Raw genomic sequence first — 20,635 nt, forward strand, 5'->3', positions numbered from 1 at the left:
GAATCCCCTTCGTTGCACCCGATTCCCGGCAAGCTCAATTAGCCCAGTGCGCCGTTTCCAGATTCTAAATCAACGACTTGGGAATTCTTCACGGACGACGAAGGCTTGCCCACGCTCAAACTCGGCTGTTCACGCAGTCAAGATTGCAGCTCATCGCTCAAGAAGTCACGCTAGCCGTCGTTTGATTGCTCGAATGACGCCGTTGAACGTTCCAACCCGGCGCAAGCCGTAACGCTTATGGACATTTTCCGTAAACCTCAGCCTTCGCACGAAGTTCGAAGAGGACATCAAAAAAAATCGCAAACGCTCTGGTTGCACGCGTCAAGCCGAATCGCGAGGAGCAGACCTGGCGGGATATTTCGGCCACACTCGATCGTCCAGAAAGGCGAATGCCCCTCTTTGCCGTCCTGACAGCACCGGGCCACGCGCAGCGATATTAGCAATTCTCGCACCTCGAGCATTTGGTGGACTCGATCAAACCTGACATCTTCCCCGGATTTCATAAGAGCCGCTCCAAGTCTCGAGGCGTGTTCATCGATCATGGCAAGCCAGGCGTCGCGTGAATCGATATAGGCGTAGTCTCGCTCCGGGACGTAACCAATCAGCCGATAGGCGTTTCTCACTGTCCCAAAGCGCAATTGGTAAACAGATGGACGCGGCACGCCGGGAGCCGCATCAATAATGGCGCGAGTGAGCTTCCCCCTTTTTTGCAGGACAATTCTCAGGCGCTTCAGCATCTCTTCGTTGGAAAGACCTTTCTGGCTCTTGCGAGCTCCAATGATAGACTGCGCCTTCGCGAACAAATCCGCAGCAATCACCGGCTCGAATGCGCCGACCTTTCTGATCCATCGATCAGCAGGAGTCCTCGTGCGCCGTTGCCGAAGACGGTACGGATGGCGATCGTAGACGATGTTGCCGATGTAATTCTCGTTCACCAGCAGATTGTGGATGATCCAAGCCGTCCAAGGCCTACCCGTCGGGCAATGGATCCCAGCGGAATTCAGGCTCCGCGCAATCTTCGTCTCGCTCCTCCGTTCAATAACGAACTGCCGGAAGATCGAGCGCACCTGTTCCACCTCGTCCGCGGGGCCTGGTTGCAGAATGACTCGATCTGTCTGGAGGTATTTCCGCTCACCATTTTGCAGCACGCCTCGCGAGCGTCCATTCACATCAATCAACTCTCTGCGCAACGCGAGACAGGGTCGGCCGCCCTGCCTGAATCCCAATCGAGAGAGATGACAAGCTCCAGCATAGACCTTTTCTGATCGCTCCCTGCTCCATTCAGCAGCCATGGCCCGCTTCAGGTTCTTCCCAATACTTGACATGAGACCGCCATCGTTACCGAATAATTCGGCGCAATAGAAGACCTTGATACCCGCCCGTTTGCAGATGAACTCGTAGTACGCGCTTTCATCAACGTCCTGAAATCGCCCCCACCGGCTGACGTCGTAGACGAGGATGTTACTAAAATCTGCGCGACCGCACTGAACGTCGTCGATCAGATCGAGCAGGCCCTTCCTGTTCTTGATGTGAAGGCCGCTTTTGCTCTCATCCCGATAGGTTCGAACGATCTGCCACTCGAGCCTTAGCGCATAGGCGGCGATCACCGCGGTCTGGTTCGCGATCGAATACTGCTGGTAGTCGGTCGACATTCTGACGTACTGCGCTGCGCGGCACGCCCACCGTGCTTTCGGTAAGCTGCTCTTAAGCGGGACGAGCGCATTGACCATCGGACCGAGCCTCAAAGCGCGGCGGCCTCCGTAACCTAAGTCAGTTGAGCGGCGCAAAGAATTCACGTCTTCATGAACCGGGCCACGGCCATTCTTGCCTCGCCAGCCACGTCAAAGCGGCCGTGATCAAAGCGACGATCAAGCCGCCCCATTGAGATGTTCGCCGCGCTGCACTGATCGAGCGCAAGTACAGGATGGCGCCAAGCAAGGTTCCGTAATTTCTTCTGAAGTCTCCGTTGAGATTAGCAATCTTCGATAGCTCGGTCGTCTCGACTTCATTCGACATTGGCTGGCTCTCGCGTTGGACCAGCACCCTATGAACCACTGTTTTGCCCGACGGCACAAGCGATATTTCGCTATTTCCGCAGCAGTGCCGACGTCCTTTTTGACGCACATCGCAACTTCTGATAGCGCTCCTCTGACTGGAGGGACGCAATGCTGGGGGTCGTTTTGCAGCGCTGGCCAGTGCGAAGACTCGCGTTAATCTGCCCAAATTGCCGGAGAGACGCTTCGCTGGCCAACGTCTCGCGCGGTCGCACTATGCTTACAGGTTATCTGACCTGCGAAGGCTGTCTCCAGACCCCAGACGTTGCCGGATGGCATCTTGCAGCAAAGCCGCAAGCTCGCGACGGGTCACGTTCCACTTGAATAGGGTGCGGACATGGAATCGGGCCTCGCCCCTATTGCGTTTTCCACACCCACGACGCGCGGTAGCTCGCCGGCGTTCCAAGACCCAAGCGATTGACTCTTGGAGCCGCGGCGTTTCGATGGCGACATCCGCATACGTAAGCACGAAGCTGTGCCCCAAACCGGCGGCCACGAAGTCTGCTTCGCGATGGTCGGCCGAGCGTGTACCTCTACTGGGTCGATATCGCGGGACGTCGGCTCGCGCCGAACCTGTTGACCGGGGCAGAAGCGCTTGAGTAGGCCCGGGCACTCGCAAGAGCGGAACTTGCCGGCTATCGGGAGACATGATTGGCCAACCACGTTCGTGTCGTCCACTATTCGTTCTTTTAAAACCGCGTCCCACAACATGGCACTCGCAGCGTGTTCCGCACGGTGAACACCAGACTGGGCCGCCGCCAGATTTAAGTCGAGCAACAAGGGGTTAAAGCCGGCTAGCACCCATCATGCCTGCCAGAAGAACGTTACGGCAACCGAGAACGCGCCCGCCAGCGTGAACCGGCGGGGCTGCCCTCCCACCCTCGGCACGAAGCCATTTCGCACTCCTGGCGAAATCTTCTTGAAACATACCAGGTCGAAGCTGGCCGCATCAAATATGGGGATGCCACATGCTAGTCCTGATGAACCTGATTTGGCGTTGGCTTGCCTACACAATGCTGATCGGTATGCGCTCTTAAGCTCGTTCGGCAGTAAGGGTTAGGCGGCTTTCGTCAGGAGGCCACGACCATGCCCAAAGAGATCGCTATAGTGCTCTGGTCCTTGGCTGCTGCCTGCGTAGTCGCATTCAGTATGGCAGCTCTGGTTGCGCCTCGCTAAGAGAGATAAACCGCCAGCGCGAACCGGCCGCGTGCCGCGGCGGCGGCCAAAAAGCCGGCCCCTCAGGAGGATGAATCCTTTGAGGCCGGGAGTCTACGCTACGCTGCTCCGAGACACTGCCCGGAGCTGGAAGAAAACGCACTCGGATTGCCGGTTGTTCCCGACTCCCAAAATACCGCTAAAAGCCTATCTTTTCACGCGGAAGAGTCGGGAGCGATTGCTGCTCGCATCTTTGAGCGGATCACTGAACTCGAGCTGGAGCTTGCCGCGCGGGATTTCAACATCCCCACGAGCGGCGATGACGTGACGAGCCATCGGTCCGTGGCCGCGTCCTCGACCTCTCGCTCGCCGCGGCGCGCAGCTTGGGATTACGGATCGTGGCGTGGCTCAGGTTCAATGTAGCGACATAGGTCTGCAACGGGCCTTGGTAGTGTAAAAACGCTGTTGCATGACGCAGACCGGCGCGGGCGAACTCAGGCTACCGCGGTCCGGTGAATTTGGGCAAATTTTGCGAGCCACTCGACCAGAACTCATCATGACGCAATGTCGGGGGCTCTTTTTTAGGCGTCCCATGAACCGCAATGGCGCGCGCCAGCGCCCGTTTCACGCCCTCACTGCCGCCAGCAGCGGTTTCATCCCGACGATGTTCAGCACCCGTGTCAGATTGTATCAGAGCACGCACAGCGCCATCTCGGTCGCAACTTTCGGCAGCGTCACCCACAAGAAGTGCGTCGCGCCCATGCGCATCTTCAGTGTGGCAAAACCGATTTCTGGCATAAAAGGATGGACTTCTGAATTCAACGCGCTGCGCTCGAGCAAGCACGACCATGAAGCCCAGCTTTATGCGAGCGACGTGCTGGCAATGGGCGGTGACGATAGCCGGCAGCTCCCGCTGCACCTGCGCAAGACCAACCTGCAGCGGCTATTGGCTCACCGGCCGGACGGGATCACCGTCGCGCCATTCGAGCGCGGCGAGATCGGGCCGAAGCGTTTCCGGGCGGCCTGCCGCATGGGACTGGAAGGGCTGGTCTCGAAATACCGTGATCGGCCGCACCGCGGCGAGCGGCAGAAACATTGGGTGAAGATCAAGAACCGCAGCCATCCCGCAATGGAGCGGGAGCTGTGACTCCCCTGGATCTGTGAGGGGCTCGATTTCCACCGCCAAGGCGTGGCATTTGAGTAAGGTTGCCGGCATCCAGCTGCAACGCCCTAAGGTCGTGTTGCTTACCCTTTTAGGGACGATGTTAGCTGCAGCGGCCGAGCAACCATTGCCCCGGGTTTTTGGAAAGGCCGTGGCGCTCGACCGCTTGGTCGCGGGGCGGCCGCGACCACTACACTAATGTGAGTCGCGCTCGATTTCTGATTCTCCGTTGAAGCTAAATATTAATTTGAATGATGGTCGTTAGCGAGTTCTCAAAACCTTGACGTGGGTCGTCGTCTGCACGCCTATAACGGCCCGACCTCCTTGTGTGCCTAGGCGATCCGCCGCCGAAAGCCCCTCCACGCGTTCAGGTCGGCGCCACGTGCCGACGTATCTTTAGATTTCATTCCATTGCGGTAAGGAGCCGTCAGCAGCAACTGGAACACGGCTCGAGCACCATGTATTGAGCTGCGGGGTCGGCTTCTCTCGGTTCCGACCAGGAGAACGTCTCCGCCTGGAGCTGAGACAGATCACCGACAGCCGCGGACCCGCCGGTGGATCCAAAGATCAAACAGAGCAAAATCGCCAACGGTCACGGCGCGAGCACCTTGAAACAAGCACCTGCAAAAAGATAGGACACGTTACAAATCTGACAGGCCGACTTTCGGCTGATGTCAGACTTCCAAGGCGTGATACGATTTGAAAATAGCTGAAGCTTAAAGCATCCGTCTCCTCGACGATCTTCGGTAGCGATCTATATAGAATGCGAAGGCCCTCTGCTTCGCGGGCCCGCGATGCTTTCAGCTTGATCCGCGCTGCTTCACCGAAAGCGTGAACTGAATGTCACCTTCCTCTACGGACAAGATCGCGCTCTTCATCGATGGAGCCAATCTCTACGCGACGGCGAAAACTCTCGGCTTCGACATCGATTACAAGCGCCTGCTGAAGGAGTTTCAGAGCCGCGGGACGCTGTTTCGGGCGTTCTACTACACCGCGATCATTGAGGATCAGGAATACTCCTCGATCCGCCCCCTGATCGATTGGCTGGACTACAACGGCTACACCGTCGTCACGAAGGCGACCAAGGAGTTCATCGACGCATCCGGCCGCCGCAAGGTCAAGGGCAACATGGACATCGAGCTCGCCGTGGACGCCATGGAGCTCGCCGAACACATCGACCAGATGGTGCTGTTCTCGGGTGACGGCGACTTCCGCTCCCTGGTCGAGGCCGTTCAGCGCCGCGGCGTGCGGGTCACCGTGATTTCCACGATCGCCAGCCAGCCGCCGATGATCGCCGATGAGCTGCGCCGCCAGGCCGACGTCTTCACCGACCTCGTCGAGCTGCAGGCCAAGCTCGGCCGCGACCCGTCCGAACGCCCCGCCCCGCGCGATCGTGAAGCGCGTGGACACATGCCAAAATTCTTGCAGGAACCGAAGGGAAACGAGACCATGCAAGTGACTTTCTCCACGCGCTCCTGAGAGACCTCGGACAAAAGGTGCAGTGATCAATACCGCAGCGCCATGGTCGCGGCAGCCGTCAGACGCGCAGATTTTCCGCGCTGCTCTTGCCGCGCTTGCGGTCAAGTTGGACCTCATAGGAGACCTTCTGCCCCTCAGCCAAGCCCGATAAGCCGGCGCGTTCCACTGCGCTGATATGCACGAAAACATCCTGGCCGCCGTCATCGGGCTGGATGAAACCGAATCCCTTGGTTGCGCTAAACCACTTCACAATGCCTGTCGCCACGTCCGCCTCCCGGTTGAATAATGAACATAGCCTAGGTCGACTGCTTTGGGGCTGACAAGCAAAAATCCGCAGCGCGCGACGTCGGAGAGTGTTTTCGAAGCGATCAGTGGTCTGATAGGGGGCGAGCCATTGCGGGAGACGACCCGCCGCTGATTGTGAACTAGTTCACAGATCGGGAAAGAAAAGCTCACTACGATGGACGACCGCGCGGGAGACTCCGCTCCTGCGATGTGGTGCAATGCTGCTCGGCTCGCGCGCCCATTAGGCAAGCGATGAATGGATTGCTATATCCGTCACAGGAAGACACGATGATTGACGACCCCTTGGCGCGTGCACATTGCAACAGTATTCAACGCTATCGCCTTTTATTGCAGACCAATCTGACGGAGTTCGAGCGCCAGTTTGTCGAAAGGCGTCTAAGTGAGGAGCAATCGAAATTGGAGATGCGGGTCAGCTCGTGCTCAAGCGAAGCGCACTGCGATCAACCAAATAGCCTAGATACCTGCGACAGCTTCGGCATTCCGTTCCGAGACGGCTAGCCGGAGCACCGCGGGGAAATCGCTCAACCACTTGCGCTCGCTCTTCGGTTGCGGTTTGATCATGGTTTTTGGACTATTGATCAAATGGCCATCCAATTGATTGTGGCGAAGGTTCTCAGAGACGAGCTTGCTTTGCGGGGCATTCGATCCTTAACCGCGGAAGAATCGGAGACGATTGCTGCTCGCATCTTTGAGCGAATCACTGAGCTCGAGCTGGAGCTTGCCGCGCGGGATTTCAACGTCCCCACGCGCCGCGACGACGGACCAACGTGACGAGCCGGTCGTTACGTCCGTTTGCGATCCACTGCGAGCGAGGCTGAATAACGTACGGAGCATCTTACGCGGGCTCGCGGCCTCTCGCCCCATGAATTGTTGCGGTCCGTTCAATGTCCTCCCAGTCTCTATGATCAGGCGAAGACATTCACGCTACTGATTGAATCGCCTGCACGCACACGCGGTGTCGACGCTCACTTCGCCAGAGAGCTCTAGAACTGCTCGCCAATTAACGTGATGCGTTGCAGCGGGCTGTCTGCTTGCTGCACTGCGTCCACGCTGCGCCGTGCAACACATCCTCAACTATCGGTATGTTATCGCCTCTCGGCACAGGATTCCCGCACATGCCCGGAACGCGCCTCAGGAGTTTGCATTGTTCTTGTGTCTTGTGATCTTTAGTAAGGTCGATCATGCGTCTGTTTTCTGGAATGATCGTGATTGCAACAGTCTCCGCTTGGACGGGGCTTCACCCGACCCCTGCTGTCGGGCAAACATTCAATGACAGATGGTCCATCATTCCAAAGGCTCACGCGGAGCCCGCTCCTGAAGGACTCGATCAGATAAAGAAGGATGAGCCGCAAGCGCAACCTCCGAACAGACAAGAGCTCTTGAATGATCTTTCGGGCATTCAATCTTTCAACCGAGTCTTTTCCGGAAAAGCCTCCTACTATTCGTATTCCAAAGGGAAGACAGCGAGTGGTTCATCGTTTGATCGGAATCAACTAACCGCGGCGCCCCCCCGTCTGCCGTTCGGCACGAGAGTCCGAGTCCTGATCTTGAGACGAATAATTCGGTGGTGGTTCGGATCACCGACCGCGGACCATGGGTTCGTGGCCGCGTCCTCGACCTCTCGCTCGCCGCCGCGCGCACCTTGGGGATTACGGATCGTGGCGTGGCTCAGGTTCGTGCTGAGGTGTTGTAGCAGTCGTCCATCGAGTTGCGAAAATAAGCAACCCGCCCCTTACATCAGCGGTCCGCCTTTGGGTCTGAACCTGCCGTGCCTCTAAGAAACCCCGACGCTATTGCGGTCATCGTGACCGCCCTCCAGCTAACTCACGGCGACCAAGCTGCACCAGGCATGGTGGTCGGCGGCATGAGCCTGGCCGCCCTGATAGAGGCGATGTTCTCCGCACCGATTGGGCAACGCGATGCCGTTGGCGGCTCTACGGCGCAGGCGACCCCTGCCCGGCCTGCAACGATGCCGCGCCCGAATTGATGCCGCTGCCGCCCGGATTTGAAAACAGCATCACCAGCATCGAAGTCATGCGCCCGCTGTTGAGGAACCCGCAGGGAAGCGGCGCCGGAAGCCGTGAAGCTACGACGTGTACTCATAAACGTCGGCCTACCAACGCAAAGCGGAAGTCTCCCATCTTGGCCGTGATAGGCGGCTTGTGATGCACAACGGACTCCGGCCACCTGCGCGAGAAACTGTGCGGGTATGGGCACTCTGCGGTCCGGAGCAGCCTAGGGTGCGCCAATATAGCGTGCCGTCCAGCGTTTTGATGTATCGTCCGAGTTAACCGGCGGAGATAGGAGCATGCGATATTCTTTGGTCATCGCGATGTTGCTTGGGTTGACGCTTTTCACGGTCTCAGCAACCCGCGTCGACCCCGTCCGGTCCCCGTCGGCGGCCGCAGAGACTGACAAGTGCCCCGCGGGATCGAGATAAATAACCGACGGCTGTATGAGCGATCTTAAGCGCCGCTTGCACTAGTGCAGCCATTTTGCATTCGTCATAGACCTTCCGCTGTCGATTTAATTCGATTTAATTGCATCTTTGGTATAACAGTCTTCTGTTGTGGTTTAATTCAGGGCGCTAAGATTGAATCGGGTCTCGAGATTCTAGCGAACTCTTTTTTGATCGCAGTAGGTGCCCGACGACAATCGATTTGCGCTCTGCGGGGCGAACCCTTTACTCGGAGAAAAATTATGGAGCAGAACAGTTCTCATTCGACACGCATCCCAAAGTCCGGCTCAATCAGCTTCGGCCGTTCGAAAGCAAATTGCTTGATTCGCAGCATCTCTGAATACGGTGCCGCCCTTGATGTTGCAGGAGATGAAAAGATTCCGGACGAATTCGCGCTGACTGTCATTCCGGACGGTGGCCCACGTCGCTGTTCAGTCGTCTGGCGTAAAGAAAAACGTATCGCCGTCGCATTCTATTGATGCGCCACCAACTCATGCGGATGCAGGTGGAAGATCTTGGGGCAAAGCGCTGACTTTTGTGAGAGGTAGCCTCGCATCAAGATTGAAATCCGGAATGCGCATCTCGAGAAACAGTAGTTTACTCGGTCATTGTGGCGCGTCAGGAGGGACCACGGGCGCGCTTGAGAGACCTAGCAGATCGACTAAATCCGCATGCTGAGCCGCTACGAGGATCGCTTGCCAAATGATATTGCGGCAACGCCTGCTGCCCTGACGGGGCAAGCCCAGCAGCTGCATCGTGGTGATCGACGGCTTTCTAGCTCGGCAAAGAGTGGTGAATGATCGAAATCAGATCTCGTCATTCTACCTGGCTGGGGACATGCCCGACTTGCCTACCCTGCATTTGCCGATCACGGATTGTGATCTTTGCAGCGTAGGCAATTCGACGATAGCCGCTGTGCCCCATTCATCTCTCAGAGAGATGATGACCCAATCTCTCGGACTTACACACGCGTTTTGGCGCGAAACGCTGATATAGGCTGCCATCTATCGCGAATGGGTTGAGACTCTCGGAGCGCGCCAAGCCTTAGGTCGACTCGCGCATCTTCTTTGCGAGCTTACCACTCGCATGGAATTCGTCGGGCTGGCGGACAGCGGTAGCTACCGGATCCCGCTCACCCAGCAAGATGTTGCCGATGCATGTGGGCTTTCAGTAGTTCACGCGAACAGGACGATCCAGGAACTCAGGGCTTTGGGCCTCAGCGAATGGGAAAACCACACCGTTACTCTGCTCCGCGCACAGGAACTGCAAGCTGTAGCCGAGTTCAGCCCTGAATATCTGCATGAGCTAAACCCAGGTGGAGGATCAAAGATCACCAAAGCTGGCTTCGGGTTATAGTAACGTCCGAGCAAATACTGACTTAGCGCCGGATGCCGGCTAGCGGATAAAAACAACTCTGCAGCTCGGGCCGCTTATGAATCGTGGCGATCGAGGTATTCTGACGGACGCCGAGCGCATAGGTTAGCGCCGCGTAAGCTGCCGGTCCGAACAATCCGCAGCTGCTGCCTTTTTTGTCGCAATCCGACTGGCAGACCACGACTGCTTTCAAAAGGGACAGCCGGTATCTTGCTCCGCGTTCGTCAGCTCTCCACTTATTGCAATTTCCTGGCTTCATTGTTGACGAGCTTGAGCGAGTGCGGGCCGCGATGTGCTGCGGCTCGTGGGCGCGTGTTTCAAAGCCGTGCGGCTGTTCACGCGCAACGGCCACAACTGTACCGACCGATACCCCTAGATCTCCAGTCGCGCTGAAGCACCGCGAGCAGCAATTCGTCATCGCGAGCAACGCTAGGTTCGAACGTGGTTGTAGTGGCGAGACCATGCTAGTCGGCCCGCCTGCGCTGGCGAATACGCGGCCCGACCGTTTGTCGAAAAGGCAGCCGTGGCTTCCCAATCCGCGAACCAAGGGGAGTAGTGGACAAGCACGACGATCGGTGGCCCGACCGCTCGTTTCCGCTCTAGCGGGCCGCCTAAGTCGGCGGCCTTCGGCTTGTTACGAGCAGGCTGCTCCGGACATTTTTTGACGGGGGGTGCAGGTGGTCATCATCCTTTTCTGCGCGGCCGCGCCCTTCGCTGGTTGCGCCACCGGCGCCTTAGATTTTGCCGCACCGCTAGCGGGCGGCATGGTTTGCGCTTTTACTTCCAACGAAAACGAAACAATGAGAGAAGCAACAGCAATGATCGCGAGCGCACTCTTCATCTTACCCTCCGTTTGGTTTGGCAGTGAGGCGTTCAACTAGCGCGGCGGCCGGCATTCAAACGAGTACAGGTTGGCCACCCGTTCGACGCTCGCATCTAGACGAGCCTAACGTTGTTCCTTCTTACAGGCTGAGCTATCCGCTGTTTGAGTCGCGCTCGGCTGTCGGGGCTGCGCTGGCACTGAGTTTCCAATTCTGTCGTTCAGCTTTTTGTAAACCGAATACGCGGCGCGCTCCGCACATCCAATGAATATCAATATAACGAATCAAATAAACTGCTGATATAATTTTCTGATCTTTGCCTTACAAATCAAATCTAGAGAATTGAACTTCAAAACCGACAGAAGCCCTGACTGTTTTCCTGGCGCTAGTCGCTGCGGCCCCATCAACAGAGGGTTCATCGCCTACCAACTGGTTTAGCCGAGCTCCGAACCCAGAGCTGACGACACGGGCGAATATCGGGTTTGTCACACTGCATCACCAAGAGCTTCAATGATAGTGGTGATGAGACCGGACAAGCAAACGGCGCTGTCAGAGAGGCGCAAGCCATTCTTGGTGGCGTTCGCGGCCTCTGTGTTAATTACCTCATCACTCAGCGCAGAGACAGCAAACGCATAATATTGGGGTCGAGTGGCTGAAGCCATTTGCCTGCTCATCCGGCTCGGCAAAACAGAAACGGGCAGCTCTGTATACACAATGTCGTTCCGGGCCAGCGCTGTGGTCCCAAAGGCCCCTGCTCGGCCATTCACCGGGCCGTTGTGCAACACCGTGTATGGCCAATCTCGGAATGGCACCTATCGCATCTTGGTCGTATAAAAACACTATTGCATGACGCGGGGATCGGCGGGTCGAACTCGGGCTGCCGCAGTCCGATCAATTTGGGCAGGTTTGACGGCCGCTCGGCCACAACTCATCCTGAGGCAAGTTCGAGCTCTTGTTTACGCTCCCCATGAACCGCAACGGGGCGCACCGCGCCAGTATCACGCCCTCACCGCTGCCAGCAGCGGTTTCATTCCAAAGATGTTCAGCACTCGTTGTGACCGCGCCGATACGCAAGCCCGCGCCCTCAGCGGAGGTGCGTTAGTGCGATGCGCAGGTCCGAGAAAGCGTCGAATGTCGACGTCAACCGCGCTTTCCAATGATCCCGAAAACGATTAATCTCTTCCTCTTCACGGAATTCGAAACTTGATCGGAGAATAAGCCACACGTAAATTAGATGGAGGAACCAATGGTGAAGAGAGCGATCACGCTCGGCGGCGGCGGACCGGCAGCAGGACTACACATCGGGGTTCTGAAAGCGCTTGCAGAAGTCGGCAAGACGTTCGACGATAAGTCTGATGTGTGGGCGTTGTCCTGCATCGGCGCTTGGGTTGGCATCGTCCACAATCAATTTAATGAAGAGAAAATCAAAAAAGAAAACAAAAGCAGAGCCGAACTGACCTATGAATTCTTCAGGGACGGCGTGTTTCGGGACGATGAAGGCTATAAGCGTTTCCCCATAAACACCGTATTCGGGGCGGATTGGAACGCCAACATCAAGGCCTTCCAGGACTTCGTCACCGATCCCAAAAGTTACAGTGATTTCCGATGGCAACCGTACAAGATGATGGAACAGATCCAGGGCACCATGTCCGCTTGGTTCAACCGTCTGCCTCGTGGTGAAGAACCCTTCAAGGAATGGCGCGAAGGAGACATCAACAACTGGATACTCAATGAGGTGCTCGCACCTAATCCATTCGTCCGATACCTCACCTCTCTGATGTACTTGTCCAAAGTCAACGGCCTGTCCAGGATCAACTATCCGGATAGCGAGTTTATGAAGAGCATAAACTTCGGCGAGCTGAAAAAAGACCGAATGCCACACATCTATCACAACGCCTGGAATCTCGACGAACAGAAGCTGGCGCTGTTTTCCAATCGTCGGATGAAGGAGGACGAGAAAAAGCAGTACAAGGGAGCTATCGACTCACGCAGCCTGTGTGCGTGTTCGTCTCTTCCCTTCGTCGAAGGGACGGTTGAGATCGACCAAGTTACATATTGCGAAGGGGCGTTAGTCGATACTGTGAACTTCGATAGCTTGCTCGAGGAGCACCCCGATTTGGACGAAATCTGGGTGAGCCGGATCGTCGATGCGAAGCAAATCCGCAGGCCGGAAAATCTTCACGATGCGCTAGCAAATCTCTGCCAACTGTTTGCGGCAACGGTCGGCGAGGATGACGTCAAGCTTTTCAAATATCACGTCAAAGAGGCGCACACACTCGACAGAGCAGCCGAAGCCGGGATACTCGAGAAAGCAGTCGAGTGCGGGATGCTCGACAAACCAGCCGCGGACGGGAAGAACGGGAAAAAACCTTGGAGAGGCGTAGTCATCGAGATTCACGTGCCGGGGCACATCAATTTCAAATGGAATCACAGCAATCTCGAAAATTCGATAACGCTGGGATACGCCGCCGCCAAACAAGCAATCGACGCGTTTAACAAAGCGGAAAACGAGATTAAGGCGAATAGTAAAGACGACAAGCTGCTCAAGCCCATTTTCATAAACGAGAATCCACAGGACGACCCGAATTGGTTAGAGCTGCGAGATCGTACTTATGCGGCTCTAAAGAAGGCGGCTAGTGGCGCCAAGCCAAAGTAAGCAGATCGCGTTGCGGATTTGGATCTGGGCATGCGTTGTCCCGGTTGGATTACCGCAGCCCATCGAGAAGCACCTTTGCCTCCTTTAGATCGTGCGTCTCGAAGCCTTCGGTGAAGCTGGCATAAATCGGCGCGAGGAAATTGAGCGCTTCCTCGCGTCTGCCCTGATCGATCCACAGCGCGGCACGGTCCATTGCGGCTCGAAGCTCAAGCGTCTTGGCGTGTTGGCTTCTTGCCGTATTTATTGCCTGCTCGAGCAGTGCCTGCGCTTCGGCTTCGACGTCTGGTCCGCCGCGGACGACCAGCACCCGTGCCTTCAGCCGATACAATTCGGCCTCCAAAATTCGTTCGCTATTTCGGCTCGTTGTAGCGAGGCCGTGCTCGATCAATTCCAGCGCCGCCTCGTAGTCGTGACCAATCAACAATGGCGGACACAAAAGCACGTAGAGCGCGGTGATGGCCAGCTGATAACCTGCGCTGCGATATTCGTCCAACGCGGCACGGATCTCCCCGAGTGCGCTGGGTGAAGGTTCGAGCGACGCCACGCATATGCCCCGAATAGCACGCGCCAAGCGCCATTGCCGGAATCCATGCTCCTCTGACAGGGCGATACAGCGTTCGGCATGACCTTGCGCAGTCAGGAACTCGCCGCGAAGGGCGTGAAGAATGCATGCATAGTAACAAGCATACGCCTGCGAATGCGGATGACTGATGGCGTCGGCACGCTGAATGGCGACGTTCACTCGCGTGAGTGCCGTATCAGCGTGGCCGAGCAGCCAGAGCGCCCACGACATCAACGCCAGGTCAGCCACGCCGGCATCCTGGCCGGCCACACGTGCCGCCAGCCTATCCTCCTCGCTGCTCGCCTCAAAGGCATCGTAGGCCCGTTCGATCGCTTCATGGGCACCGATCAGACGTCCCATGAAAAGGCGGATCATCCCCTGCCCTCGCATCGCATTGAGCAACGTCGGTCGATCGTCGCGCGTTTCGGCGAGTTGGAGCAGGGCGGCGATCGTTTCCTCAGCCACCGGCAACTCACCGCGCATTACGCTCGCGGTGGTCAACCAGAACATCACCTGGAGTTGCTCGGGAGGGTCTCCAAGGCGCTCGCACAGCTCACGCGCGCGGGCAAAGGTTGCCATCGCCTTGTTCGAGGCTGGTCCTTGAGTAGCGATCAGGCAAGGCCCAAGAGCGAATTGGAAGTCAAGTTCCAACCTGTCCTTTCGCGCGCTGTCGGGCAGATGGTCCGAGGCCTCGATACCTCGTTGCAAGTGCGCGATGGCCTCAAGGTTGGCCGAGCGCATGGCGGCCTTCTTGCCGGCGCGCAGCCAATATGCCTCCGCCCTTTGGAACTGCCCGGCCTCCTTCAGATGGTGCGCGAGAGTTTCAGGTTGAGTCTCCACAATTTCCGGGAACCGTTGCTCGAAGGCGTCTGCGATCATAGCATGCAGCGCTGCGCGTCGGCTCTTCAGCAGTCCCGAATAGGCAGCCTCCCGCACAAGCGCGTGCTTGAAGGTATAGACCGCCTGGGGTATCTCGCCCCGGCAGAATATCAACTCCGACCGAACCAGCTGCGCAAGCGCCTCCTCAAGTCTCTCTTTTGGCAACCCGGCTACGGTGCTCAGCAGTTCGTAGGAGAACTCGCGACCCACCACAGCGCCGATCTGAGCCACCTCCCTCACCGGAGCCAATCGATCGAGCCTCGCCATCAGTGATGCGTGCAAACTCGTCGGAATCGCCATCGGGGGCAGAGGACGGTTGAGGACGTAGTGATCGCCCTGCTCATGTAATAGCCCGGTTTCGAGCACAGTCTTAGTCAGTTCCTCCACGAATAGGGGCACGCCATCGGTGCGGGCGAGGATCTGCTCCATTACCTCTTCCGGGAGCGTCTTGCCGGAGGTGACGCGCTCGATTAGCGCCGCCCCGTTGCGTCGGTTCAGCCGCGTGAGCGAGATCGTGGTCACATGCGCATGACCTGGCCAGGGCGGCGTGAACTCTGGCCTCGCGGTGATGAGCAGCAGCACCCGAAGCCGCGGTAGCTGTTCCAAGGTCATCGTGAGCAGCTCCAGCGACGTCGGATCTGCCCAATGGACATCCTCCACAATGACGAACACGGGCTGTCGCTCCGCCAAGAGATTGAGCTGAGTCAAAAACGCCGCCAATGTCATCTCCTTGCGCTTCTGCGGGCTCAGCTCTGGAATGCGGTAGCGCTCACTTGGTGGTAGCGACAGAAGGTTGGCCAGAGGTAGCAACACGCGGTCGGCATCAGCCCGCACGAGCAGAGCCTCGAGCTTAGCGAACTTCTCTGCGGGCGGGTCGCCCCGCTCGAACCGGGCAGCGCGTTCAAGCTGGCGGGTGAAAGGATACAGCGCACTGTTGGTGTGGTGCGCCGAGCAGAACTGGCGCACCGTGATATGCGGTTCGGCCTCGAGCCGCTCCTCAAGCGCCAGCGCAATGTGCGACTTGCCGATACCGGGCTCTCCGATGAGCATCACCGCGCAACCTTCGCCACGCCTGGCGTGCTGCCAGCGACGCAAGAGCATCTCGATTTCCTCGTCACGCCCAATTGGCGGCGCCAATCGGGTTTTGTGCTGAGCCTCGAAGCGGCTTTCCACTTCGGTTGTTCCCAGGACCTGCCAAGCTGGCATTGGCTCCGCCCATCCTTTAAGCGCGACAGGGCCGAGATTGCGGAATTCGAAATGCCCATCAGTGAGCCGGTGCGTACTTTCGGAAATCAGCACGGTACCGGGATTGGCGAAGGTCTGCAGGCGCGCAGCCAAGTTCGGCGTCTCGCCAATGACCGTCTGCTCTTGAGCTGAACCTTCGCCGGTCAAATCGCCCACGACCACCATACCGGTAGCGATGCCAACGCGAACCTGCAGCTCGGTGGCGGGGTCTGTCCGGAGGCTAGCTACGGCATCGACCAGCGCCAGCCCGGCGCGTGTCGCCTGTTCGGCATCATCCTCGTGCGCCTGGGGATAGCCGAAATAGGCGAGCACGCCATCTCCCATGTACCGCGCGATAACGCCCTCATTCCGGGCAACAACCTCTGCGATGCAGCCGTGATAGGTGCCCATTACGGCCCGCAGGTCCTCCAGATCAAGGCGGGCCGAAAGTGCCGACGAGCCGACCAAATCGCAAAACATAACTGTAAGCTGACGCCGCCCGGCGTGGTCCGCCGACGCCGGCTTAGCGCCCACTTGAGGCTTTCGCGGGACCTCTCCCTGAAGTTCTACGATCGCGCGCAGCATCTTGCGGCGATGCCCAAGCAGGACGCCCAAATCTTTTAGATCCTGCTCCGTGAGATCTCGAACGACCGAGAGGTCGATGGCGTTTTCGCGGAATCGCTCGGCGTACTCGCCCAAACCGATCGATGCTAGCCACTCTGCAATACCGGTCATGGTATACCTATGGCTTATACGAAGAGAATAGCACATTAGAGAGGCTTGCGAAGGCACATCTGTCGACCGAAGCGCCGATCACCGGACTTCTTCCCAATGTAACATAGTGGCCCAGGCGAAAAGTGAACGCCGCCAAGCGCGATGTCTGTTAAGGGTCATTGCGGTCCTTGCGCAACGCGCCGCTGACGTCCGATAAGCGCCCTTAACGGATTCCACGCTATTCGGCTCTCGGCCGTTCCGGATGGCAGAAGCCGCAATCGACGCGGCTGCCCTGCGCAGCTAAGCCTTCGACGCGCAGCTGCTGCGTTTTGTAGCGAGCCTACACATAGCTGGCAAACTCCTCCCAAAAATGGTTGACGCCGCGGCCAGGACGGTCCGGGCCGCAAGGTCCTTCGCCATTGCGACAACGCTCGCAAATTTATGCCGCAGGTCACGACGCTTAAGGCGCCGCCCTTGAGGCGCTTCCGCTCAAACCACGCCTGATCCTGACCACGCCGCAGCCTCGAACGGACGCGAGCAACACTGCGCCGATTTCAGACTACACGGGACGCAAGGCACTCGATGCCGCGATCGGAGCCACGAACCGTGATCGATAGCTTTGGTTGCCGCGTCTTCAGCCTCCCTACGAGTGGGAGAATTGCCGGTCCGATACCTGTGCTCGCTCAGCTTCGCGGTCTAGGCCGGTAAGGCTGCACGATCACCGATCATGGTCGGGAACCCATTCCTCAGCGGTTGAGTCCCAATGATGGGTGTCGTCGAAGTGTTTCCAGAGTGGCCGCCTTGACTTGCTTTCACCCTTCTGTCGGTTTGCATTCAGTGCGCGGAGTTGAACGACGAGCGTCCCAGCCATCGTCACCCATTCGCGAGCGTTATATCGGGAGTTCCATTTGATTGCGGTGTGCATCGGATGCCTCCTTCAAAGTAAGAAGCCTTCGCCACATTAGCGCGGGCCAAGAATACGGGGATGTAAACTGCTTCACAGTCGGTCAACATCTTCGACATAGCCGCGGGCGATCTTACTGCGCGGTGACCGCAACTACTTCGCTCAATATTCCGGCGCCCGGCATTGGTCATGTTGCCGCGCGATCAAAACGCACGCGACGAAACGTAGCATCGTACTTTGTGCGCGAACGCACGTCCTTTCGACGGAGTGCATTCATCGTTGGTGGGCGTGCGTCGATAGAGGCCAGCGTATGCTTGAGCTTTGGAACAGACCGGCACGACACCCTGGCCTCGGCGGAGGCGCTTGTCACGGTCCTCGTCATTGTCCCGGCGGCTGCCGGCGCTATTATGCTGGCGGAAACTCGGCGGATAAGCGGACGTGGTCAGATCGAGCCGGCACGTCTAGACGGGCCAACAGGCGACGTTCGTTAGCCGGCACGGCGACCGTCAGAGAAAGGCCACTCTGCTGCCGTTCCCCGAAGGCTATCTCGGGAGATGGCGAAGATTATTTCTACCTGCCCTGCGGTAGCCTTAAGGCCTTCGTGGATGTTGACTCGCCTCTTGCGGCACGGACGATCTGGCAGCAGCTTTCACAGTCAAGTAGGTACCGGCGGACAATAATAATTTCTGTTGTTGTCGGGTCACGACAGCATGCCTTTTGACCGACGATCTCTACGTTGGAGGGTCACACTATCTCGCTTCGTACGCCTCTGGCGCTTCTTATCATATCTCTAGGTGCGATCGCCGCGGTCTGGTGGTGGCTGGCCATACCGATCAACTTGGCGCGCGCACCGATCGATCCGAATGCCAAACTGCAATGCATATCCTACGCGCCCTTCCGCAACAACCAAACGTCAGAGTCGCCGACACCAGTGCCGCGTGACCAGATCGCGGAAGATCTCGCCCAGCTTGCCAAAATAACCGACTGTATCCGTACCTATGCGACTGATCTTGGCCTCGATCAGATCCCCGAACTTGCGTCCAAGGTGGGGCTGAAAGTCATTCAGGGAATTTGGCTCGATAGGGACCGACAGAAGAACGCGACGCAGTTATCCACTGGCATACGCCTCGCCCAGCATTATCCGGAAACCATCACCGCACTCGTGGTCGGCAATGAGGTTCTGTTGCATCGGAAGATGACGCCTTCCGACCTTGCTGCCTTAATCCGCTCGGTCAAGGCACAAGTGCCGGTCCCCGTCACCTATTCCGACGTCTGGGAGTACTGGTTGCGCCATCGGGAACTCAATGACGCCGTCGATTTCGTCACCGTGCATATCCTGCCATATTGGGAAAATATGCCGATCCCGGCGGAATCTGCCGCTGCTCACGTCGACGCCATCCGAAAGCAGGTGGCGTCCGCGTTTCCGGGCAAGGAAATCCTGATTGGAGAAACTGGTTGGCCGAGCGAAGGACGGATGCGCGGTTCGGCACTACCGTCGCGCATCAATCAGGCGCGGGTGATCTCCGAGGTCCTCGATGTTGCCCGGCGCGAGAATTTCCGCGTCAACCTGTTCGAGGCCTATGATGAATTGTGGAAGCATGAGTTCGAGGGCACCGTCGGCGGATCGTGGGGCTTATTCGATTCCGCGCAGCGCACGCTGAAATATCCGCCCGGCATCCCCGTCAGCAATTATCCGCTCTGGAAACTGCAAATGAGCGGCGGAATGGCGCTGGCGATCCTGGTGTTCGGCGCTGCATGGCTGACCTCGCGCCGGAAGCTCTCGCAGCCCCGGCTCGTCTCATGGTTTGCGGTCGGAATATCGGCAACCACCGCCGGAGTCCTGTTTGGGGGGGCCGCTCAAAAAATGTTCTATGAAAGCTACGACGCGGGCAGCTGGCTTCTGTGGGGCGCACTTCTGGTGGCGGCAACTGCCTCGCCGCTGTTCGGCGCCAACGCCCTGATGTCGGGGCGCGCACCGCCCACATTTCTGGAATTGCTGGGTCCGAAGGACTACCGCACCTCATCGGTGCTGGCGATCATGCACGGATTGATCTTGATCGTAACCATCGTGATCGGCACGGAGACCGCGCTGGGCTTTATGTTTGACCCGCGCGAAAAGGATTTTCCTTTTGCGGCCCTCACTATGGCGGCGTTCCCTTTTGCGGCGATGACACAGCTCAATGGCCCCAAGAAAGGAATCCGCCCCATGGCGGAAGCGATATTTGCCGGCGTATTCTTGGTGGCAGCCATCCATGCGGCGCTTAGCGAAGGGCCAGACAATTGGCAGTCGTTGTGGACTTGTGCTGCCTATATACTGCTTGCGGTTACGCTGTGGCGGGCGCGCGCTTGAGTCTTCTCCTTCGGGCCAATACCAGACGTCAGTCGATCACCTGGTCTGCACGGCTGAGCAGCGTTGGTGGAATGATGACACCGAGTGCTTTGGCGCTGGCGACGCTGTCCGCTCAAACCATTGAGAAGCTCGCGAAACTGCTGCCGCCGGCAGCTTCGCTCGGAAACCCGGTTGACGTCGCCGGCGGCACGGATGCGGATCCTTCCGTCTTCGCCGCCTGCGCGAAGGCACTGCTTGAGGACACGAATGTGGATGGGCTTCTCATCACCGGACTTTTTGGCGGGTATGGCGTTAGATTTGCCGCCGCATTGTCGCAGATCAAACTGGTAACGACGGAAGTCATTGGCGAACTGGCAAAGCAGAGCGCCAAAGCCCGTGCTGATTCACAGCCTTTACGCCGCCCTGAAGGGAAGCGAAATGCCGCGACCGCTTTCGCACTCGAAAACGTGCAAAGAGAACATGTGCCGCTCAAGCCTGTTTGGGGCTAGAGTCGCTCCGAGCTCGCGAGTGGATCGCGCGCCTGACAGCCGCCATGTT

The 20,635-nt window shown here is 57.9% G+C and carries 15 protein-coding genes; 10 read left to right on the plus strand and 5 right to left on the minus strand.

Going from position 1 to position 20,635, the window contains the following annotated elements:
- Window positions 1–287: 287 nt before the first annotated feature.
- Both IVB27_RS34895 and IVB27_RS34900 read right to left on the minus strand, forming a co-directional pair.
- On the minus strand, window positions 288–1,730 hold the full coding sequence (locus IVB27_RS34895) for a recombinase family protein (RefSeq protein ID WP_256468489.1): 1,443 nt from the start codon (window positions 1,728–1,730) through the stop codon (window positions 288–290).
- Between the two features lie 70 nt (window positions 1,731–1,800).
- A complete protein-coding gene (locus IVB27_RS34900) occupies window positions 1,801–2,016 on the minus strand; it encodes a hypothetical protein (protein WP_247447250.1) in 216 nt (71 codons plus the stop codon).
- Window positions 2,017–3,801: 1,785 nt separating this feature from the next.
- Here IVB27_RS34900 and IVB27_RS43880 point away from each other — a divergent pair.
- Complete coding sequence (locus IVB27_RS43880; protein WP_456664251.1) at window positions 3,802–4,356, plus strand: ATP-dependent DNA ligase; 555 nt, start codon at window positions 3,802–3,804, stop codon at window positions 4,354–4,356.
- Between the two features lie 855 nt (window positions 4,357–5,211).
- The gene (locus tag IVB27_RS34915; protein ID WP_247447252.1) at window positions 5,212–5,850 is read left to right on the plus strand and encodes a LabA-like NYN domain-containing protein; all 639 of its coding nucleotides are present in this window, start codon (window positions 5,212–5,214) and stop codon (window positions 5,848–5,850) included.
- Window positions 5,851–5,908: 58 nt separating this feature from the next.
- On the opposite strand, the gene IVB27_RS34920 is transcribed toward IVB27_RS34915, so the two are convergent.
- A complete protein-coding gene (locus tag IVB27_RS34920; RefSeq protein WP_247447253.1) occupies window positions 5,909–6,115 on the minus strand; it encodes a cold-shock protein in 207 nt (68 codons plus the stop codon).
- Window positions 6,116–6,423: 308 nt separating this feature from the next.
- On the opposite strand from IVB27_RS34920, the gene IVB27_RS34925 reads away from it, so the two are divergent.
- From IVB27_RS34925 to IVB27_RS34940, 5 genes are all read left to right on the plus strand, one after another.
- Window positions 6,424–6,654 carry a hypothetical protein gene (locus IVB27_RS34925; RefSeq protein ID WP_247447254.1) on the plus strand — a complete coding sequence of 77 codons (231 nt, stop codon included), beginning with the start codon at window positions 6,424–6,426 and terminating at the stop codon, window positions 6,652–6,654.
- 84 nt (window positions 6,655–6,738) lie between these two features.
- Entirely contained in the window at window positions 6,739–6,927 is a 189-nt protein-coding gene (locus tag IVB27_RS34930) for a hypothetical protein (RefSeq protein ID WP_247447255.1), read from the plus strand.
- A gap of 796 nt (window positions 6,928–7,723) precedes the next feature.
- Complete coding sequence (locus IVB27_RS43885; protein WP_524536537.1) at window positions 7,724–7,849, plus strand: RlpA-like double-psi beta-barrel domain-containing protein; 126 nt, start codon at window positions 7,724–7,726, stop codon at window positions 7,847–7,849.
- Window positions 7,850–8,856: 1,007 nt separating this feature from the next.
- The gene (locus IVB27_RS34935) at window positions 8,857–9,093 is read left to right on the plus strand and encodes a PilZ domain-containing protein (protein WP_247351006.1); all 237 of its coding nucleotides are present in this window, start codon (window positions 8,857–8,859) and stop codon (window positions 9,091–9,093) included.
- A gap of 523 nt (window positions 9,094–9,616) precedes the next feature.
- Window positions 9,617–9,970, plus strand: a complete 354-nt coding sequence (locus tag IVB27_RS34940; protein WP_345946958.1) for a Crp/Fnr family transcriptional regulator — start codon at window positions 9,617–9,619, stop codon at window positions 9,968–9,970.
- 652 nt (window positions 9,971–10,622) lie between these two features.
- Here the strand turns inward: IVB27_RS34940 and IVB27_RS34945 are convergent.
- Complete coding sequence (locus IVB27_RS34945; protein ID WP_247447258.1) at window positions 10,623–10,829, minus strand: hypothetical protein; 207 nt, start codon at window positions 10,827–10,829, stop codon at window positions 10,623–10,625.
- Window positions 10,830–12,055: 1,226 nt separating this feature from the next.
- Here IVB27_RS34945 and IVB27_RS34950 point away from each other — a divergent pair.
- Entirely contained in the window at window positions 12,056–13,465 is a 1,410-nt protein-coding gene (locus IVB27_RS34950; protein ID WP_247447260.1) for a patatin-like phospholipase family protein, read from the plus strand.
- Between the two features lie 49 nt (window positions 13,466–13,514).
- On the opposite strand, the gene IVB27_RS34955 is transcribed toward IVB27_RS34950, so the two are convergent.
- Entirely contained in the window at window positions 13,515–16,865 is a 3,351-nt protein-coding gene (locus IVB27_RS34955) for an adenylate/guanylate cyclase domain-containing protein (protein ID WP_247447261.1), read from the minus strand.
- Window positions 16,866–18,484: 1,619 nt separating this feature from the next.
- On the opposite strand from IVB27_RS34955, the gene IVB27_RS34960 reads away from it, so the two are divergent.
- Entirely contained in the window at window positions 18,485–20,098 is a 1,614-nt protein-coding gene (locus tag IVB27_RS34960) for a glycoside hydrolase family 17 protein (RefSeq protein ID WP_247447262.1), read from the plus strand.
- Complete coding sequence (locus IVB27_RS34965) at window positions 20,095–20,586, plus strand: hypothetical protein (RefSeq protein ID WP_247447263.1); 492 nt, start codon at window positions 20,095–20,097, stop codon at window positions 20,584–20,586. Before IVB27_RS34960 ends, IVB27_RS34965 begins: the two co-directional genes overlap by 4 nt.
- Window positions 20,587–20,635 lie beyond the last annotated feature (49 nt).

Origin of the sequence: Bradyrhizobium sp. 197 (assembly GCF_023073375.1) — a bacterium.
Lineage (GTDB): Bacteria > Pseudomonadota > Alphaproteobacteria > Rhizobiales > Xanthobacteraceae > Bradyrhizobium.

Excerpts from the sequence above, each read along its gene's own strand:
- IVB27_RS34895 (WP_256468489.1), bottom strand. The coding sequence starts at position 1,730 with ATGGTCAATGCGCTCGTCCCGCTTAAGAGCAGCTTACCGAAAGCACGG.
- IVB27_RS34900 (WP_247447250.1), bottom strand. The coding sequence starts at position 2,016 with ATGTCGAATGAAGTCGAGACGACCGAGCTATCGAAGATTGCTAATCTC.
- IVB27_RS43880 (WP_456664251.1), top strand. The coding sequence starts at position 3,802 with ATGAACCGCAATGGCGCGCGCCAGCGCCCGTTTCACGCCCTCACTGCC.
- IVB27_RS34915 (WP_247447252.1), top strand. The coding sequence starts at position 5,212 with ATGTCACCTTCCTCTACGGACAAGATCGCGCTCTTCATCGATGGAGCC.
- IVB27_RS34925 (WP_247447254.1), top strand. The coding sequence starts at position 6,424 with ATGATTGACGACCCCTTGGCGCGTGCACATTGCAACAGTATTCAACGC.
- IVB27_RS34930 (WP_247447255.1), top strand. The coding sequence starts at position 6,739 with ATGGCCATCCAATTGATTGTGGCGAAGGTTCTCAGAGACGAGCTTGCT.
- IVB27_RS34935 (WP_247351006.1), top strand. The coding sequence starts at position 8,857 with ATGGAGCAGAACAGTTCTCATTCGACACGCATCCCAAAGTCCGGCTCA.
- IVB27_RS34945 (WP_247447258.1), bottom strand. The coding sequence starts at position 10,829 with ATGAAGAGTGCGCTCGCGATCATTGCTGTTGCTTCTCTCATTGTTTCG.
- IVB27_RS34950 (WP_247447260.1), top strand. The coding sequence starts at position 12,056 with ATGGTGAAGAGAGCGATCACGCTCGGCGGCGGCGGACCGGCAGCAGGA.
- IVB27_RS34955 (WP_247447261.1), bottom strand. The coding sequence starts at position 16,865 with ATGACCGGTATTGCAGAGTGGCTAGCATCGATCGGTTTGGGCGAGTAC.